Source organism: Kluyvera sp. STS39-E, assembly GCF_040932435.1.
In the GTDB taxonomy this organism is placed as follows: Bacteria; Pseudomonadota; Gammaproteobacteria; order Enterobacterales; family Enterobacteriaceae; genus Kluyvera.
In genome coordinates this window covers 144,996-162,768 of the sequence record NZ_JBFQGA010000001.1, presented here as the reverse complement: position 1 = coordinate 162,768, position 17,773 = coordinate 144,996, and the positions used below count along the sequence as shown (strand labels likewise).

Annotated in this window: 19 protein-coding genes; 11 read left to right on the top strand and 8 right to left on the bottom strand. The window is 53.3% G+C overall.

Annotation, left to right across the window (positions count from 1 at the left end; translation table 11 throughout):
* Nucleotides 1–262 precede the first annotated feature (262 nt).
* The 9 genes from yqjA (at nt 263) to AB4K05_RS00750 (ending at nt 5,110) form a co-directional block, all read left to right on the top strand.
* Nucleotides 263–925, top strand: a complete 663-nt coding sequence (yqjA, locus tag AB4K05_RS00790) for a DedA family general envelope maintenance protein YqjA (RefSeq protein WP_368478164.1) — start codon at nt 263–265, stop codon at nt 923–925.
* A 3-nt stretch (nt 926–928) separates the two neighbouring features.
* A complete protein-coding gene (mzrA, locus tag AB4K05_RS00785) occupies nt 929–1,309 on the top strand; it encodes an EnvZ/OmpR regulon moderator MzrA (RefSeq protein ID WP_368478163.1) in 381 nt (126 codons plus the stop codon).
* 153 nt (nt 1,310–1,462) lie between these two features.
* Entirely contained in the window at nt 1,463–1,831 is a 369-nt protein-coding gene (locus tag AB4K05_RS00780; protein ID WP_368478162.1) for a DUF1090 domain-containing protein, read from the top strand.
* 26 nt (nt 1,832–1,857) lie between these two features.
* Nucleotides 1,858–2,163 (top strand): YqjD family protein, encoded by a 306-nt coding sequence (locus AB4K05_RS00775; protein ID WP_052283711.1) that lies wholly within the window; start codon nt 1,858–1,860, stop codon nt 2,161–2,163.
* A 2-nt stretch (nt 2,164–2,165) separates the two neighbouring features.
* The gene (locus tag AB4K05_RS00770; protein ID WP_368478161.1) at nt 2,166–2,564 is read left to right on the top strand and encodes a phage holin family protein; all 399 of its coding nucleotides are present in this window, start codon (nt 2,166–2,168) and stop codon (nt 2,562–2,564) included.
* Complete coding sequence (locus AB4K05_RS00765) at nt 2,561–2,842, top strand: YqjK-like family protein (RefSeq protein WP_368478160.1); 282 nt, start codon at nt 2,561–2,563, stop codon at nt 2,840–2,842. The genes AB4K05_RS00770 and AB4K05_RS00765 overlap by 4 nt, the downstream gene beginning before the upstream one ends.
* 297 nt (nt 2,843–3,139) lie before the next feature.
* Entirely contained in the window at nt 3,140–3,532 is a 393-nt protein-coding gene (locus tag AB4K05_RS00760; protein WP_234508472.1) for a DoxX family protein, read from the top strand.
* A gap of 71 nt (nt 3,533–3,603) precedes the next feature.
* Nucleotides 3,604–4,584, top strand: coding sequence for a glutathione S-transferase family protein (locus tag AB4K05_RS00755; protein WP_368478624.1), 981 nt, complete (start codon nt 3,604–3,606; stop codon nt 4,582–4,584).
* Nucleotides 4,585–4,720: 136 nt separating this feature from the next.
* Nucleotides 4,721–5,110 (top strand): DUF805 domain-containing protein, encoded by a 390-nt coding sequence (locus AB4K05_RS00750; protein ID WP_368478159.1) that lies wholly within the window; start codon nt 4,721–4,723, stop codon nt 5,108–5,110.
* A 44-nt stretch (nt 5,111–5,154) separates the two neighbouring features.
* On the opposite strand, the gene AB4K05_RS00745 is transcribed toward AB4K05_RS00750, so the two are convergent.
* Nucleotides 5,155–6,051 carry a LysR family transcriptional regulator gene (locus AB4K05_RS00745; RefSeq protein WP_368478158.1) on the bottom strand — a complete coding sequence of 299 codons (897 nt, stop codon included), beginning with the start codon at nt 6,049–6,051 and terminating at the stop codon, nt 5,155–5,157.
* 104 nt (nt 6,052–6,155) lie between these two features.
* Here AB4K05_RS00745 and AB4K05_RS00740 point away from each other — a divergent pair, with 104 nt between their 5' ends.
* Nucleotides 6,156–6,857, top strand: coding sequence for a pirin family protein (locus tag AB4K05_RS00740; protein ID WP_368478157.1), 702 nt, complete (start codon nt 6,156–6,158; stop codon nt 6,855–6,857).
* Between the two features lie 26 nt (nt 6,858–6,883).
* Nucleotides 6,884–7,048, top strand: a complete 165-nt coding sequence (locus AB4K05_RS00735; protein WP_368478156.1) for a hypothetical protein — start codon at nt 6,884–6,886, stop codon at nt 7,046–7,048.
* Between the two features lie 34 nt (nt 7,049–7,082).
* Here AB4K05_RS00735 and AB4K05_RS00730 read toward each other — a convergent pair whose 3' ends face one another.
* The 7 genes from AB4K05_RS00730 to tdcB form a co-directional block, all read right to left on the bottom strand.
* Nucleotides 7,083–8,387 carry a serine dehydratase subunit alpha family protein gene (locus AB4K05_RS00730; protein WP_368478155.1) on the bottom strand — a complete coding sequence of 435 codons (1,305 nt, stop codon included), beginning with the start codon at nt 8,385–8,387 and terminating at the stop codon, nt 7,083–7,085.
* A 16-nt stretch (nt 8,388–8,403) separates the two neighbouring features.
* On the bottom strand, nt 8,404–9,729 hold the full coding sequence (locus AB4K05_RS00725) for a hypothetical protein (RefSeq protein WP_368478154.1): 1,326 nt from the start codon (nt 9,727–9,729) through the stop codon (nt 8,404–8,406).
* 578 nt (nt 9,730–10,307) lie between these two features.
* Entirely contained in the window at nt 10,308–11,672 is a 1,365-nt protein-coding gene (locus tag AB4K05_RS00720) for an L-serine ammonia-lyase (RefSeq protein ID WP_368478153.1), read from the bottom strand.
* A 79-nt stretch (nt 11,673–11,751) separates the two neighbouring features.
* A complete protein-coding gene (gene pflB, locus AB4K05_RS00715; protein WP_368478152.1) occupies nt 11,752–14,046 on the bottom strand; it encodes a formate C-acetyltransferase in 2,295 nt (764 codons plus the stop codon).
* A gap of 23 nt (nt 14,047–14,069) precedes the next feature.
* Nucleotides 14,070–15,278, bottom strand: a complete 1,209-nt coding sequence (gene tdcD / locus AB4K05_RS00710) for a propionate kinase (RefSeq protein ID WP_368478151.1) — start codon at nt 15,276–15,278, stop codon at nt 14,070–14,072.
* Between the two features lie 31 nt (nt 15,279–15,309).
* Nucleotides 15,310–16,641: a threonine/serine transporter TdcC gene (tdcC, locus tag AB4K05_RS00705; protein ID WP_368478150.1), complete on the bottom strand. Its 1,332-nt coding sequence runs from the start codon at nt 16,639–16,641 to the stop codon at nt 15,310–15,312.
* A gap of 93 nt (nt 16,642–16,734) precedes the next feature.
* Nucleotides 16,735–17,724, bottom strand: coding sequence for a bifunctional threonine ammonia-lyase/L-serine ammonia-lyase TdcB (tdcB, locus tag AB4K05_RS00700; RefSeq protein ID WP_368478149.1), 990 nt, complete (start codon nt 17,722–17,724; stop codon nt 16,735–16,737).
* Nucleotides 17,725–17,773 lie beyond the last annotated feature (49 nt).

Here is a 17,773-nt window from a genome sequence, read left to right as displayed (position 1 = left end):
GACTTTCAGTGTGGGTAAGCCTTTGTAAATCCCCTAGCCTCTCCCCGCAGTAAGCCGCAAAATCAATCAGCAACAAATTGCAATTTCCGTGACGATAAACCAGACCATTTGTTACAATTGAATGCATTTTGTCGTTTTATCTTTTTTCGCCAAAACAAGGGACTGTTCAGCGCGTATTTACCGCGATGCTATTAAAATAGAAATAAACAAGACTTCGCTGCGCGTTCAGGCATTACGTTAATCGATGTACCAGGAATCGTGAATGGAACTACTAACCCAACTCTTAAATGCCCTATGGAGCCAGGATTTCGAGACGCTCGCGAATCCGTCCATGATTGGTATGCTCTATTTTGTCTTATTTATGATTCTGTTCCTTGAGAATGGTCTGCTTCCGGCCGCCTTCCTGCCAGGCGACAGCCTGCTGGTGTTAGTTGGCGTACTGATTGCCAAAGGCGCGATGGGCTTCCCGCAGACGGTCATTCTCCTGACGGTTGCCGCGAGCTTAGGCTGCTGGGTCAGCTATATCCAAGGCAAATGGCTAGGAAATACCCGTATTGTGCAGAACTGGCTGTCGCATCTTCCCGCCCATTATCACCAGCGTGCGCACCATATGTTCCACAAACATGGTCTCTCAGCCCTGTTGATTGGTCGCTTTATTGCCTTTGTTCGCACACTGCTGCCAACCATTGCCGGTCTGTCGGGACTGAACAACGCCCGTTTCCAGTTTTTTAACTGGATGAGCGGCCTGCTGTGGGTGTTGATTCTGACGACGCTAGGCTTCCTACTGGGCAAAACCCCCGTCTTCCAGAAGTACGAAGACGCGTTGATGTCCTGCCTGATGCTGTTGCCGGTTATCCTGCTGGTGTTTGGTCTGGTAGGATCGCTGGTCGTGGTGTGGAAGAAAAAATACGGTAATCGAGGGTAATTTATGGGGTCTAACCACCTTCTGCTCCGCCGTTTTGCATTAGGCATGAGCGTGATGCTGATGTTGTGCATCATGCTCTGGCTATGGGCCGCGATTCAGCGTGAAGAGTCTACGCTCGCCATCCGCCCAATGAATCAAGCTAACATGCCAGATGGTTTCTCCATATCACACCATCTGGACGCGAACGGCATTCGTTTTAAAAGCATCACGCCAAAGGATGATGCGCTACTGATTACCTTTGAATCCAGCGAACAAAGCGCTGCGGCGAAACGAGTACTCGATACTACGCTTCCGCACGTCTACGTTGTCGCCCTGCAGGATGAAGAAACCGATCCGGCAAGCTGGCTGTCCCTTCTTCGTGATACCTCTCATCGATTTGGCTAGCCACTTCCAAGATTCTGAATAATTTCACCTGCTTTGGTGATTTTGGAATTTACTTACTATGCTTAGTGTTGCGGGTGTGACAACATCGTCACCCGCACACTGGGAAAAGTACAAGTACCTCATAATGTACTTCGCACAATGGAAGGTCCATACATGAAATACCGCATCATCTTTGCGCTCACTCTCGCTTCACTTAGCGCGAGCGCTGCAGCAACATCACTGTGTCAGGAAAAAGAGCAGGACATTCAGCGCGAAATTGGCTATGCCCAAAAGCATAACAATCAGCACCGTATCGACGGTCTGCAAAAAGCGCTGAGCGAGGTAAAGGCTCATTGTACTGACAGCAAACTTCGCGCCGATCACCAAGAAAAAATCGCTGACCAGAAAGATGAAGTTCGCGAGCGTGAGCAGGATCTGAAGGAAGCGAAACAGACCGGTAATGCGGAAAAAGTCGCTAAACGCGAGCACAAGCTGAAAGAAGCCCAGCAAGAACTTAACGCGCTGGAATCCCGCGCGTATTGAGTACCAACCCTTACAGGAGAGATACGATGGCTAAAGATTCGACATCAGAACAGTTACGCGCAGAGCTTAAAGCCCTGTCCGATACCTTGGAAGAAGTCCTGAATACTTCCACCGATAAATCCAAGGAAGAGTTAAGTAAGCTGCGCAGCAAAGCGGAAAGTGCGCTGAAAGAGAGCCGCGATCGTCTGGGTGAAACCAGCGACGCACTGGCAAAACAGACCCGGGAAGCCGCAGCAAAAGCCGATGGCTATGTACGTGAAAACCCGTGGACCGGCGTCGGCATCGGCGCAGCTGTGGGCCTAGTCTTGGGCGTTCTGCTGACCCGTCGTTAAGTATGAACGATTCTCACCACGCACAAGGCCCAGGAAAGAACATCCTTGGCATTGGTCAGCGCATTGTCACCCTTGCGGTGCAAATGGTGGAAACGCGGCTGAGATTAGCGGTCGTCGAGCTGGAAGAGGAGAAGGCTAACCTCATCCAGCTGCTGTTAATGGCAGGGCTTACCCTGCTGTTTACCGCTTTCGGCCTGATGAGCCTGCTGGTGTTAGTCATCTGGGCGGTTGATCCTCAGTATCGACTACACGTGATGATGGCAACCACCGGCACGCTGCTTCTGCTCGCGCTCATTGGTGGCATCTGGACCATACGTAAGGCCCGTCGCTCAACGCTGCTGCGCCATACGCGCCACGAACTGGCAAACGATCGTGCCCTGCTAGAGGACGATAAACCATGACCCCAAGACAGTCGCGTGAGGAACGCAAGGCGCTCCTGCTTCGGCAAATTCAGCAACAGCGGCTGGATCTGCTCGCCAGCCGGCGCGACTGGCTCGAGGCCACCGAGGTTTACGACCGTGGCTGGAGCAAGCTGGTTAGCCTGCGTTCGTGGGTGATGGTTGCCAGCAGCGCAGCGGCCTTGGTATCGCTGCGCCATCCGCGCTTTTTAGTTCGCTGGGCCCGGCGAGGCCTTGGTATCTGGAGCACCTGGCGCATGGCCAGAAACCTGCTGCGTTAACTCCCCTTGCTAGACCGGTTATCTGGGTATCGGTATTCACCAAATGCCGTTATTTAGCCATGCCGGTGATTTCCTCTATCTGCTGCATTCCCTCTTCATCTCTCCATGACGGCTGTTTTCGTGAACGCTGCCATACATCGTTGCTCAGATTCTTTGAAGAAGTTCAACAGTTTTCCTTGCTAACAATTGCGGTTCGTCACGGTTATATTTCTCTCCATCGACAGCAGATACACGCTATCGACGTGTAAACGCTCAATAATATGGTTTAACTGCCCGCAAGGTTCTCTGGAGAGAAAGATGAAAAAATTAGAAGATGTTGGTTTCCTGGTTGCTCGTATTCTGATGCCAATTCTGTTTATCACAGCTGGCTGGGGCAAAATCACCGGGTATGCGGGCACACAGCAGTATATGGAAGCAATGGGCGTCCCAGGGTTCCTGCTGCCGCTGACCATCCTGCTTGAGTTCGGCGGCGGTCTGGCGATTCTGTTCGGCTTCCTGACCCGTACCACCGCGCTGTTCACCGCAGGCTTCACTCTGCTGACCGCGTTTATCTTCCACAGCAACTTTGCGGAAGGCATGAACTCTCTGATGTTCATGAAAAACCTGACCATCGCTGGCGGCTTCCTGCTGCTGGGTATCACCGGTCCAGGCGCATTCAGTATCGACCGCGTACTGAATAAAAAGTGGTAAGCGCACTATACTGATTGAATATAAAAGCGAGGAGACATCTCCTCGCTTTTGCTATCTAAAAGGAGAACATGATGGGGCAATTAATCGACGGCGTCTGGCAAGACGTCTGGTATGACACCAAATCTACCGGTGGACGTTTCCAGCGTTCAGTCTCCGCTTTTCGTAACTGGCTCACCGCCGATGGCGAACCCGGCCCAAGCGGCAACGCGGGTTTTGCCGCCGAGAAAGATCGCTACCACCTGTACGTTTCCCTCGCCTGCCCGTGGGCGCACCGCACGCTGATCCTCAGAGCACTTAAAGGGCTGGAGCCGTTTATCTCGGTTTCCGTCGTCAACCCGCTGATGCTGGAAAACGGCTGGACCTTTGATGCCGATTTCCCGGCGGCAACGGGCGATACGCTCTATCAGCATGAATATCTCTACCAGCTCTATCAGCATGCCGACCCGAGCTATTCCGGCCGCGTCACGGTTCCGGTACTGTGGGATAAAAAGAACCAAACGATCGTCAGTAACGAATCTGCGGAAATTATCCGCATGTTCAACACGGCCTTTGACGGGCTAGGCGCCAAGTCTGGCGACTACTACCCACCGGCGCTGCGTGAACAAATTGATGAGCTCAATAGCTGGATCTACGACACGGTCAACAACGGCGTCTACAAGGCCGGTTTTGCCACCAGCCAAGCGGCTTACGATGACGCAGTCGAAAAAGTCTTTAGTTCACTGGAAAGGCTGGAGAAGATCCTCGGACAGCATCGTTACCTAACCGGCAATCAGCTGACCGAAGCCGATATTCGCCTATGGACGACGCTTATTCGCTTTGACCCGGTATACGTCACCCACTTCAAATGCGACAAGCACCGCATCAGCGACTACCCATATCTGTACGGCTTCCTGCGGGAGATCTACCAAATGCCGGGCATCGCGGAAACCGTCAATTTCGATCATATCCGCACCCACTATTTCCGAAGCCACAAAACCATCAACCCGACGGGCATTATCTCCATCGGGCCGTGGCAGGATCTGGATAAACCGCACGGTCGCGACAAACGCTAAAGCTAAGCGCACAGGGCATCGTTTCTCGATGCCCTAATTAATTCCTCACATCAATATTTACCACCAATTCATTCACGACTATCCTTAGGTTGATCGCTTTAAAAACAAGTGATTAATGATCAACAGAGGCATAAAAATGGATTGGTATCTCAACGTTCTACGTAACTACATTGGATTTGGCGGCCGCGCCCGTCGCAAAGAGTATTGGATGTTCATCTTGGTGAACGTCATTTTGACGGCCGTGTTAAGCGTGGTAGATAAACTGCTGGGTTGGCAGCGTGCCGGTGGGGAGGGGATCCTCACGACTATTTACGGTGTGCTGATCTTTCTGCCTTGGTGGGCGGTACAGTTCCGTCGCCTGCACGACACCGATCGCTCGGCATGGTGGCTACTGCTGTTGCTTATCCCAATCGTTGGCTGGATAGTTATTCTCATCTTCAACTGCCAGAACGGGACACCAGGCGATAACCGTTTTGGGCCAGACCCGAAGAAGCATGAAACGGCAACCAGTCGCATCGTTCAGTAGTCCTGACGCCGGATTATCCCGGCGTCGCTACACTCGCCCGGCGTCTATCTAACGGTCAATAGCTTTTGAATTTCGCGCAGGCACCACGATTTGGCTTCGCCCATGCTGTCGCGCCGCCAGGCCATGATGATATCGATTTCACTGCTATATTCTGGACTGACGACCCGCAGACGGCCCTGCGCAATATCCTCTTCGACCAGCGGATACGGCATGGTAGCCACTCCCAGTCCGGCCAATAGCGCCTGACGTTTTTCTTCCATCGACGTCACCGTCAGTCGCGGCTGTTTATCCAGCAACTGCACCGTCAGCACCGGGCGTTCTCGCGCGGTATCGGCAATGGCGACGCCGCGATACTTCACGCGCGTCACTTCCGAAAGCGGTTCTGCCTCTTGATGAATCGGATGATCCGGCGCGGCAACATAGACGTTCATAATCGAATACAGCTTCCGCGAGTTGATCTCCGTGGATGAACGGAAGTGCATATCCGGCGCAATCACAATATCTGCACGCCCCTGCTCCAAGCGTTCCCAAGCCCCTGCCAGCACTTCGGTGATAATCGACAGTTGGGTGTTGGATTTTACCGCCAGTTTTTCAACCAGCGGGAAGAGCGTGGCGGTTGGGATCAGCGCTTCAGCCACGATAGTGAGGTGTGTTTCCCAGCCGCGCGCGAGCGCTTCGGCATCGGTCGTCAGCTTATCGGCGGCCTCCAGCAGCACCCTGCCGCGCTCCAGCAGCATGCGCCCGACGTTAGTGAATTTTGTTCGATGACCTGAGCGGTCAAATAACACCACATCCAGCTCTTCTTCCAGCTTCTGCATGGTGTAGCTCAATGCTGAAGGCACACGGCCTAGCTCATCGGCTGCGGCGGCAAAGCTTCCGCGCCTATCGATGGCGTCCATTACTCGTAGTGCTTCCAGCGTCAGTGCTCTCTCTTTAGCCATGGCGTTCTCATTCAGGAAATTTGAACATACCGGGCAGAATATCTGGCTAACAATGCAGCGTCCATACCTTTACCATTGATTTAATGTAAAGGAGGGTCAAGAAGATGATTACCACAAGAACAGCAAAACAGTGCGGACAGGCCGACTTCGGTTGGCTGCAGGCCCGCTATACCTTCTCTTTTGGGCATTATTTTGATCCGAAACTGCTGGGTTACGCCTCTCTGCGCGTGCTAAATCAGGAAGTGCTGGCGCCAGGCGCGGCCTTCCAGCCACGAACTTACCCAAAAGTGGACATCCTGAATCTGATTCTGGAAGGTGAAGCGGAGTATCGTGATAACGAAGGTCACCATATCAAGGTGAAAGCCGGCGAAGCGCTGCTGATTGCCACTCAGCCCGGCGTCAGCTACAGCGAGCATAACCTCAGCAAAGATAAATCGTTAACTCGGATTCAAATCTGGCTTGATGCCTGCCCGGAACGCGAAAACTCGCGCGTGCAAAAAATTAAACTGCACGACACCGCGCATCAGCTGCTGGCATCGCCGGACGGAAGCGAAGGTAGCCTGCAGCTGCGTCAGCAGGTTTGGCTGCACCAGATTGAGCTGGCGAAAGGTGAGCAGGTTAGCCTGCCGCTGCACGGGCCTCGCGCCTATCTGCAGTCGATTCACGGCACGGTACACGCCGTGGCCCACGATGCGCAAAAACAGGCTTTAACCTGCGGTGACGGCGCGTTTATTCGCGATGAAAGCAATATCACACTGGTGGCTGATACCCCGCTGCGCGCTTTGCTGATAGATTTACCGGTATAGCACTGACACGCAGGGAGCCGGAGAAAATGAGTAAGAGAAACAAGAAAAAGCAGCACGCGATGGACATCGGAACAACCGTACCCGTCCCCACGCACGACGCGCCAACAACCTTTGGTTTTGAAGAGATGTTGAGCGAGCTGGAAGCCATCGTTATTGAAGCAGAAAGCCGCCTAGCTGAAGAGGCGGCATAACAAAGCAGCCCCGGCTAATTTCCGGGGCGCTTAATCAGGCGATTTTATTCGCCATAATTTCGATAACCTGTTTGTCGGTTTGCTGCATTGAGTGGCAGGCCAATGCGCAAAGGTTGCTTATCGACTGCTCCACATCGTTTGCCACGATGCCTTCATTGCCGGTGACGGACGTTTCATCCAAGGCCATCAGCACGGCTTTCCACGCTGAAGAGACGCTGGTAGAGACCTTCATCGCACAGCTGTTGGAAGCCCCATCGCAAATAATGCCACTCACATCGCCAATCATGCTGCTGATAGCCATTGAGATACAGCGGTAGCTGCCGTCAATCAACCAGCAAATCCCGGCCGCAGCCCCCATCGAGGCGGTTGTCGCAGCGCACAGCGCAGATAACATGGGCAACTGATGGTGAATGTAGATAGCCGTCATATGCGACAAAATTAGCCCACGCGCCATTTGCTCCTGTGTACATCCCAGATGCTCAGCCACCACCACCACCGGCATGGTGGCGGCAATGCCCTGATTGCCCGAGCCGGAATTGCTCATAGCAGGTAAACAGGCCCCGCCCATTCGCGCATCAGAAGCGGCAGATGTGCGGATCATAATGTCGCTGAGCAAATCTTTTGCCAGCAGTCCACGCTCGCGCTGGCGCTGTAAGGTCGCGCCAATGTGCAGGCCGTATTGGGCGCGCAGCCCCTCATGGGACAACGCATCATTAAGCAGGGCCGCGTCGAGAATAAAACCAATTCGCTCAAACGGCACCCGCTGCGCAAAATCCACCACCTGCGAAAGCGTCACGTTCTCCAGCGATACCGGCGACTCTTCCCCCACACTTGCACAATTGCCTGCATCCAACAGCACCACACCGTTCTTCACAATGCGCACCACCCGCGTATGTCCCCCGGCAATGGTGACCGTCGCCGACTCTTCCAGCGTATACACCGTGGCACTGGCGTATAGCACTTCGTCACAGGGTTGCTGAATGCTGACCGACACCTTGCCGCTCGCCAGCAGCAATTTTCCTGCCGCAATCGCCTCAACCGACGCCCCTTTCAGGACTTCTAACCCTGAGTCGGGATCGCCCCCCAGTGCGCCCACGGCGGCGGCAATCGGCAACCCCACCATTCCAGTGCCCGGAACGGTGACACCCATACCGTTTTTCATCAGGTTGGGTGAAACCTTTGCCTCAATATGGCTCACGCGACCGGCCAGGTGTGAAGCCGCTATGGCACTGGCTAAAGCCAGCGATACCGGCTCGGTGCAGCCCATCGCAGGTTTGACGTTCTGTTTTACCGCCTGAATCAACACATCCCACAGCGGGTCCATTTTCACTTCAGCCATTTTTACCACCAATTAATCAGGAGAATGCCAAGAACGGAGACACGCACAGCAACAGGCCAGTGATGATGATGATCACCAAAGAGACGCCTTTGTATTTATGTAATGCCGGAACTTTGTACACCAGCCAGGCAGGAATAAGGCAGCCCACCATACCGAAGATAGGGCTACAGATAGAGGTGAAGCTCAGCACCGGCGCATTGAGCACAATAGCGCTCCAGGCCAGCAGAATGGCGAACAGCATGATCCCGCGTTGCACCAGCTTCTGGTTAATTTTTTCTTCCGGCATTTTGCGACGCAGCAGGTTAATCACAATCCCCTGTGTGGCTTCGCGGAAACCTAAGTAAACGCCAAAGAATGCGGTCATCACGGCAAAAATATTGAGGATAACGCTGACCACGGTCACCCATGCGCCTGCGCTGCCGTTGATAAACTGCGCAGCAATCGCCAGCGCCGAGATATTCTGCTCGTAGGCTTTTACCGCTTCGTCATGACCCATCGCCAAGGTAAACGAGACCGCGTAGAAAAAGACCACCACAAACAGAATACCAAAGGCGATATTCATCGCCCGCAGCGCCTTAAAGCGTGCCACTTCGCGTGATTTCTCTCTCGAACGATAGGAGATAACCATCGGGCTTAAGGTCTGAATAAACAGGATGGAGGTCAGCGTAAACGGCAGCGTGATGATGGCATTTTTAATCAGTAGCCCCATCGGTGGCAGCGTCCCTGCGTTGTACAAGTGCCACATACCAACCATCGATGCCCCCAGCGCTGCAACCACCAGCAACTTGGTCAGCACCATAAAACTGGAGACTTTAAACAGCAGCTTTTCACCCCGTGAAGAGATAGCCACCAGCACGCAGATAAGCGCCAAGCCATAGAACGGGTTTTCAGATAACAAACCGTCGGTCACGCCAAAAGTATGCAAATATGAGGCGCTGTCGTTGGTGATAGCGGTGGAATAGACGAACATCCAAATCACCAGCATGATGAAATAGAGCGCCCCCAACAAAATGCCCCAGTTTTTACCGAGGTAGCCACTGATCACGCTAGGGTAGTCTTTACACTCCGGTGACTCGGCCAACGTATTAATAAATAGCCGCTGGAACAAATACATGGCCGGATAACCCACAATCGAAGACAGCAGGAATACCCATAGCCCCATCAGCCCAACCTGAACGGGAAGAAAAACAATCCCCGCACCAATTGCCATGCCGATACTCATAATGACCCAGCCCACATCGGAGCTGTCGAACTTGATTGCCGCTTGCCATTCGCTTTCCGACATCCCCGCACGTGTCGCCGCGCTCGAAGGTTGTGTCGGTGCAATTGAGATTGTTTCCATAACAAAGTCTCACTCTTGGTTTGTAGGGTTTATTGTTTTAATACAGCTTGATATTCCAGATGTTTTTAGCAATGCAGTGCAATTAACCACATTTTTTATAGTGAATAGATGATATCGCGGCTAAGGGAGAAAAAACTTGCTACTGCTGGCATGGGAAACGTTATCTGGAGAAATACTTACTCCAGATAGCGAGATATAGGTGCTTTAATTTCTATCATCATGGTTATACGAAGGATTTCCATATTTCACCGCAACACCATTAATTCATAACAAGTTGTTTTTTATATGATTCTTATGGATTGGCGTTTTTGGAGTGACGGCATCTCGCCGCGATTCTGTGAGATAGCGCAAAGCGCTCGGTTAATGAAATGTAACTACCCGCACGAGTAAAAAATGATGATTATCACAGTGTTAGGCCTGATTAGTGAATAACTCCAATGTTTGTAGCAAAAATGTAATCAGACAAAATAATACTCTGCCTGTTTCTCCTCCTCGCACTCGCATGCCGTACAACGAAAAACGCCCCTGACCATCCGGCCAGGGGCGTTTCACTACATCAGGGTTTAGGGCTGTGTCGACTAATTACACAGCACTTTTATCGCCAGTCCGCCGCGCGACGTTTCACGGTATTTCTCGTTCATATCCTTACCGGTTTCGTACATAGTTTCGATAATTTTATCGAGCGATACCCGGGCTTCACTGGTGCGAAGAATGGCCATCCGCGCCGCATTCACCGCTTTTACTGCGTTAATCGCGTTGCGTTCGATACAGGGGATTTGTACCTGACCACCCACCGGATCGCAGGTGAGCCCTAGATTGTGCTCCATCGCTATCTCCGCCGCCATGCATACCTGCTGCGGACTTCCGCCAAGTAGCTCAGCCAGCCCCGCCGCCGCCATTGACGCCGCCACGCCAACCTCGCCCTGGCAGCCAACCTCCGCGCCGGAAATTGAGGCGTTGCGTTTATACAGCCCACCAATCGCTCCGGCGGCTAGAAGATAACGGGCTATCGAATTGCCGTTCGCCGTACGCCGGAATTTGTCGTAATAGGCCAACACCGCGGGCACGATGCCACAGGCGCCGTTAGTCGGTGCCGTCACTACCCGGCCACCCGCGGCGTTCTCTTCGCTCACCGCCAGCGCAAACATGTTGATCCAGTCGATCACGTTCATCGGGTCGCTGGAGGTACTGTCGCTAGAAACCAGCTGTCGCCGCAGCGCAACAGCTCGGCGCGGGACGTTCAACGGCCCCGGCAGCGCACCTTCAGTATTCATGCCACGCTCGATACCGGTACGCATCACGTGCCAGATGCGGGTCAGCCCGGTATCAATATCGCTCTGGCTTCTTAGCGCCAGCTCGTTTTGCATCATCAGCCCTGAGATGGAAAGCCCGTGCTCCTTACACTGCTCCACCAGCTCGCTGGCCGAAGTGAAGGGATACGGCACCGGCTGCTCAACGTCAAATTCCTGACCAAACTTCGACTCTTCCACGATGAAACCGCCGCCGACAGAATAGTAGGTTCCGCTGAGCAAAATCCCCTCGTCGCTGCGAGCGGTAAAACGCATGCCATTTTCATGGCGCGGCAGCGCTTCGTTATGGAAGATGACATCATCGCTAAGGGAGAACGTCACTTCCGCCTCGCCCTGTGCGACAGACAGCTTCCCGCTGCGCTCAACGGCGCGCATAAACGGCTGCATGGCATCAATATCGACGCTTTCCGGGCGATTCCCCGCCAGCCCCATCACTACGGCGACGTCGGTCGCATGTCCCTTCCCGGTCAGGGAAAGTGAACCGTAAAGCTCGACCGTTAGACGTGTGGTCTGTGGCAAAAAGCCGCCGGCTACCAGCTCATCAATGAACTGTTTCCCGGCGTTCATTGGCCCGACGGTATGCGAACTGGATGGCCCAACGCCAATTTTGAACATATCGAATGTGCTAATCATATCCGTGACCTCGATACGACTTCAGAGACGGGCTGCCGGATGGCAGCCCGGTGTAGCAATGCGCACCGCAATCTTAGAGTCAGATTGCCTGCGTAAAGGTGCGCGAGATAACGTCCTGCTGTTGTTCGCGGGTAAGCGCGTTAAAACGCACCGCGTAACCCGAAACGCGAATGGTTAAATTCGGGTAGTTTTCCGGATGAGCAACCGCATCCAGCAGCATGTCGCGGTTCAAGACGTTGACGTTAAGATGCTGCCCGCCTTCCACCGAAGCTTCATGGTGGAAATAACCATCCAGCAGCCCAACAAGGTTGGTTTTACGCACCGCATCCTCTTTGCCCAGCGCCGCCGGAACAATGGAGAAGGTGTACGAAATACCATCCTTCGCGTAGGTAAACGGCAGCTTTGCCACCGACGTCAACGAGGCAATAGCCCCTTTGCGATCGCGGCCGTGCATCGGGTTCGCCCCCGGTGCAAACGGCGTGCCCGCACGGCGACCATCCGGCGTGTTCCCGGTTTTCTGCCCATACACCACGTTGGAGGTGATGGTCAAGATAGACTGCGTCGGCACCGCGCGTCGGTAGGTCGGCAGCACTTTGATTTTCTTCATAAAGCGCTCAACCAGGTCGCAAGCAATGCTGTCCACGCGCTCATCATTGTTACCGTACTGGGGATAGTCGCCTTCGATGACAAAATCGACCGCCAGACCATTGTGATCGCGTACCGGCTTCACGCGGGCATGCTTGATAGCCGACAAAGAGTCCGCTGCTACCGACAACCCGGCGATCCCGCAGGCCATGGTGCGATAAACATCACGGTCATGCAGCGCCATCAGCGAGGCTTCGTAGCTGTACTTATCGTGCATATAGTGAATAACATTCAGCGCGCTGATGTACTGCACGGCCAGCCAGTCCATAAAGTGGTCCAGGCTTTCCATCACCGTTTCGTAGTCCAGCACCTCGTCCATCAACGGCGCGGTTTTCGGCCCGACTTGGATCTTGAGCTTCTCATCCACCCCACCGTTAATCGCATACAGCAGCGTTTTCGCAAGGTTGGCGCGAGCGCCGAAGAACTGCATCTGCTTACCGATAACCATCGGGCTGACGCAGCAGGCAATGGCGTAGTCATCGCTGTCAAAGTCGGCGCGCATCAGGTCATCATTTTCATATTGCAGCGACGACGTCACGATAGACACCTGAGCTGCATATTGCTTAAAGGCCTGCGGCAGTGCTTCCGACCACAGGATGGTCAGGTTTGGCTCCGGCGCCGGGCCCATAGTGTGCAGCGTATGCAAATAGCGGAAGGCGTTTTTGCTTACCAGCGTGCGCCCGTCCAGCCCCATCCCGCCGATCACTTCTGTCGCCCAGATAGGATCGCCGGAGAACAGCGTGTCGAATTCCGGCGTACGCAGGAAACGCACCATGCGGATCTTCATGATGAAGTGGTCGATAAGCTCCTGCGCCTGCACCTCGGTGAGGCGGCCTGCCTGCATATCACGCTCAATATAGATATCGAGGAAGGTGGCCGTACGGCCCAGCGACATCGCGCCGCCGTTTTGCGATTTCACCGCGGCAAGATAGGCGAAATAGAGCCACTGTACCGCTTCCTGCGCGTTCAGCGCTGGACGTGAAATATCGCAGCCGTATTTTGCCGCCATCTCCTGCATTTGCAGCAGCGCGCGACGGTGCTCGGCCAGCTCTTCACGCAGGCGCAGCGTGGCTTCCAGATCCTGTCCCCATTCAAGTTTGGTTTGCAGGTCAGCAAACTGCAGCTCGCGCTCGCGTACCAGATAACGAATACCGTAGAGCGCCACCCGGCGGTAATCACCGATGATGCGACCGCGTCCATAGCCGTCCGGTAAGCCGGTCAGCACGCCCGATTTACGGCAGCGTAGAATGTCCGGTGAATAGGCGTCGAATACGCCCTGGTTATGGGTTTTACGCAGCGAAGTAAACTGGTATTCAAAATCAGCGTCCATTTCACGACCATAGGCTTCAAACGAGCTTTTGATCATGTTGATGCCGCCAAACGGGTGCAGCGCGCGCTTCAACGGCTTATCGGTTTGCAGACCGACAATTTTTTCCAAATCCTGGTCGATATACCCGGCGTCATGCGCGACGATCGTCGTCGCAACGTTGGTATCAAAATCCACCGGGGCGTGGGTGGCGTTTTCAATGCGAATGCCCGCCATCACCTTTTCCCACAGCGCCGTTGTGGCCGGGGTTGCCGCCGCAAGGAAAGATTCATCTCCTTCATACGGCGTGTAGTTCTGCTGAATAAACGCGCGAACGTTAATCTCTTCTTTCCATTCGCTACCGTTAAAACCGCGCCATGCATCGGCAAAATGCATATCGTTAAGATCGATATTTACCTTCATGAAAACTCTTCTCTTAGTAAGATTCAGGCGTATTCCGCCACCGTATTGCTGCTGCCTAAACGGATAGCGTCTAGTGCAATCATTTTCTCTTCATTGGTCGGAATAACGGCGCAGACAACGCTGGAACGTTCGTCGGAAATGATTCGCTCCCCGTCGCTGTTCGGGCGGCTATTCATCTCTTCATTCATGACCACGCCGAGTACGCGTAAACGCGCCATCACCAGCCGACGGATAAGCTGCGAGTTTTCACCGATACCACCGGTGAAAATAATGCCGTCAAGACGAGTGAGCGAGGCCGCGTGTCCTGCGATATGGCGGGCAATGCGGTGAACGAAGGTTTTTATCGCCAACTGCGCGCGTTCATGCCCTTCGTGCCAGGCTTTCTCCAGCGTGCGGAGATCCGACGACAGGCCGGAAATCCCGAGCAGACCGGACTCCTTGTTGACGATGCGCTCGAGGTCTCCCATCGTCTGGTTGGTCTGGGCGGCAATCCACGCCATCGCGCCAAAATCGACATCGCCGCAGCGAGTGCCCATCATCAGCCCTTCCAGCGGTGTCATCCCCATTGAGGTATCAACGCTTTTGCCGTCATGCACCGCGCAAATCGACGCACCGTTACCGAGGTGCGCAATCACCAGCCCGGAATCGGACTCCTGTAACTTCAGCAGGTCATAGGCCTGACGAGCGACGTAGCGGTGAGAGGTCCCGTGGAAGCCATAGCGACGCACGCCAAGCTCCTCGGTGTATTTCCACGGCAGCCCGTAAAGATAGGCTTCCGGCGGCAGGGTCTGATGGAAGCTGGTATCAAATACCGCGACCTGCTGCACGCCAGGAAAGAGATGCTGCGCCGATTCAATCCCGCTCAGGTTGGCGTAGTTGTGTAACGGTGCCAGTGGGGAAACCTGGCGAATACTGTCAATCACCTCATCGGTTATCAGCACAGACTGCGTGAAAATATTGCCGCCGTGGGCAATGCGGTGGCCAATCAGGGACACGCTGTCGATCAGATCACGCGTTTCCAATTCAAAGGAAATAGCTTTCAGCGCGGCTTCATAGGTCGGGTGAGACAGCGGTGAAACCTCACCGCCGTTTACCGATAATCCCGCCTGATCTGTATTAATCCCCTCAGCGATACCTGCCAGTAAAACATCACAGGTCTCCACATCCAGCACTGAGAATTTAATAGACGATGAACCGCTATTAATCACTAATACAACCGGGAACTCATTCATATTACGACTCCGCTCATCCTGAGCTTATTAATTAAAATAACTTGTAGACGATGTTAAAAATGGTCAGCAGCCCGATGGCGAGGACAAACACGTTATCCAATTTGCCGCGGTACTTCGCCAGAGATGGCGCTTTACGAATGGCGTACATTGGCAGCAGACACAGCAGGGAGGCGATAATCGGCGCGCCCATTGCTTCAATCAGGTCCAAAATGTTCGGGTTGGCGTAAGCCACAACCCAAGTGGAACCCATGATGAAGATCATGCTGATGGTGCTCAGCTTACGGTTGGAAACTTTGCTCTTATCGCCTTTGTAACCGAACTTCAGTACCAGACCGTTAAGCCCTTCCAGCGTGCCCAGATAGTGGCCGAAGAAGGATTTGAAGATGGCGACCAGTGCAATAATGGACGCACCGTATTCCAGCGTGGTGGCGAAAGTCGATTTCTGACCGGCCATCGAGGAGAAGTGGTTTGCCAGATAGGAAAGTACCGGAATATTTTGCGCTTTCGCTTCCGCCATATTCTGCGGAGAGAGCGTGAACAGGCAGCTAAAGGCAAAGAACATCACCACCGCGACCATCAACATGCTGGCGCGAGAGATAATTTTGGAGCACTTACGTTCGGTATAGTCACGACCAAACTCGCCTTCGTACTCTTCACGCTTGGAAACCACAAACGAGGAGACAATCGGTGAGAAGTTAAAGGAGAACACCATGATGGAAATACCCAGCCATACGGTCACCAGAATACCGTCGTGACCGGTCAGGGAGATATCGCTCAGGCTCACTTGGTCGATAACCGCAGAGTTCCAGTAAGGAATAAGCGACAGGGAAATCAACACCAGGCTTGCGATAAACGGGAACACCAGATAGCTCATCACTTTAACCATCAGGTCTTTACCAAACCAAATAACGAACGCCATCAGCAGCAGCAGCAGCATTGCCACTAAGCCACGGTTAAGCGCCGGCATCTGGAGCTGGTTTTCCCAGAAGGTCATGAAGGTGTTAGTTATCGTGACGCCGTAAATCCACAGTAGCGGACAGATGGCGAAGAAATACAGGAAGGTAATCACCACCCCGCCGGTTTTGCCAAAGTGCTCTTCTACCGTTTCAGTAATGTTCCCAGACGGATTGCTCCCGGAGAGGCACAGACGCGCCAGTGCCCGGTGACAATAAAAGGCGATGGGATAAGCGAGCAACAGCATCAACAGGATAGGAATAAGCCCGCCGTAGCCTGCGCGGATAGGGAAGAATAATACCCCCGCACCAATCGCTGTACCAAATAAACCTAACGTCCATGTTGTGTCAGATTTACGCCAGGAGGATTCTTTTGTTTGGCTAACATTAATACTTTCTGTGGTACTCATATTATGTCCTTGAATTAATGTTTTCGTCATTTATTGATGACAGGCAGCCGGGCATCGAGAAAGCTGCCTGAAATAAACCAGTGGAAGAATTAATTAAGCACCGACAAATCCGGTAATTTGTGAAACACGAGACAGATCGATATTACCGCCAGAAATAATACTGACTGTTTTCCGCCCCTGAATATAACTATCAAGTTTGCCACTTAATAATGCGGCACAGGCGAGTGCGCCAGCGCCTTCCGTCACCACTTTATTACGCTGGATTAGTGCAATCATGCTGTCACGAATTTCATCTTCGGTGACCAGGACAATATCATCCACCAGCTCGCGAACGATTTCGAAGGTCAGATTGCCCGGACGCGCCACGTCACAGCCATCGGCCAGAGTGGTGCAGGTGCGGTGGTTGGTTATCTCGCCGGCATAATACGACGCGGCCATACCGTGGACGTTTTGCGACTGTACACCGATAATTTTGATCGTCGGGTTAATGGATTTAATGGCCGTAGCAATCCCGGCAATCAGGCCGCCGCCGCCAATCGGCACAATGACGTTATCGACATCATACAGATCTTCTAGGATCTCAAGCCCAATGGTGCCCTGGCCCGCTATTACCAGCGCATCATCGTATGGTGGAATAAAGATGCGCCCTTCCATTTCAACAATTTCACTCACTTTCGCGATGGTATCGTTGAAGTTATCACCGTGCAGAATGACCTCAGCGGAGTAATCCTGGGTAGCCGCCACTTTTGATTTTGGCGCGCCTTTTGGCATCACGACTTTGCCATCAATGCCGAGCATCGCGCAGGAAAGCGACACCCCCTGAGCATGGTTCCCCGCAGAGCAGGCCACGACACCTTTACGGCGTTCCGCCTCGGTCAATGCGCTCAGCTTGTTAAAAGCACCGCGAATTTTAAACGAACCAGTACGTTGCATATTTTCAAACTTCAGGAATATTTCGCCTTTGCATCTTTCGCTCAGATAATTAGAGCGCGGCATACCGGTTTTATAAATTTTTCCAGCGAGTCTTTTTTTCGCCGTTTGAATGTCATCAAGGGTCACGGGAAGATCGTAAGTAATATGCATCGTATCCTCTTATCAGAATAGGGTTCTGACGTTAGACAATATCAGGGTA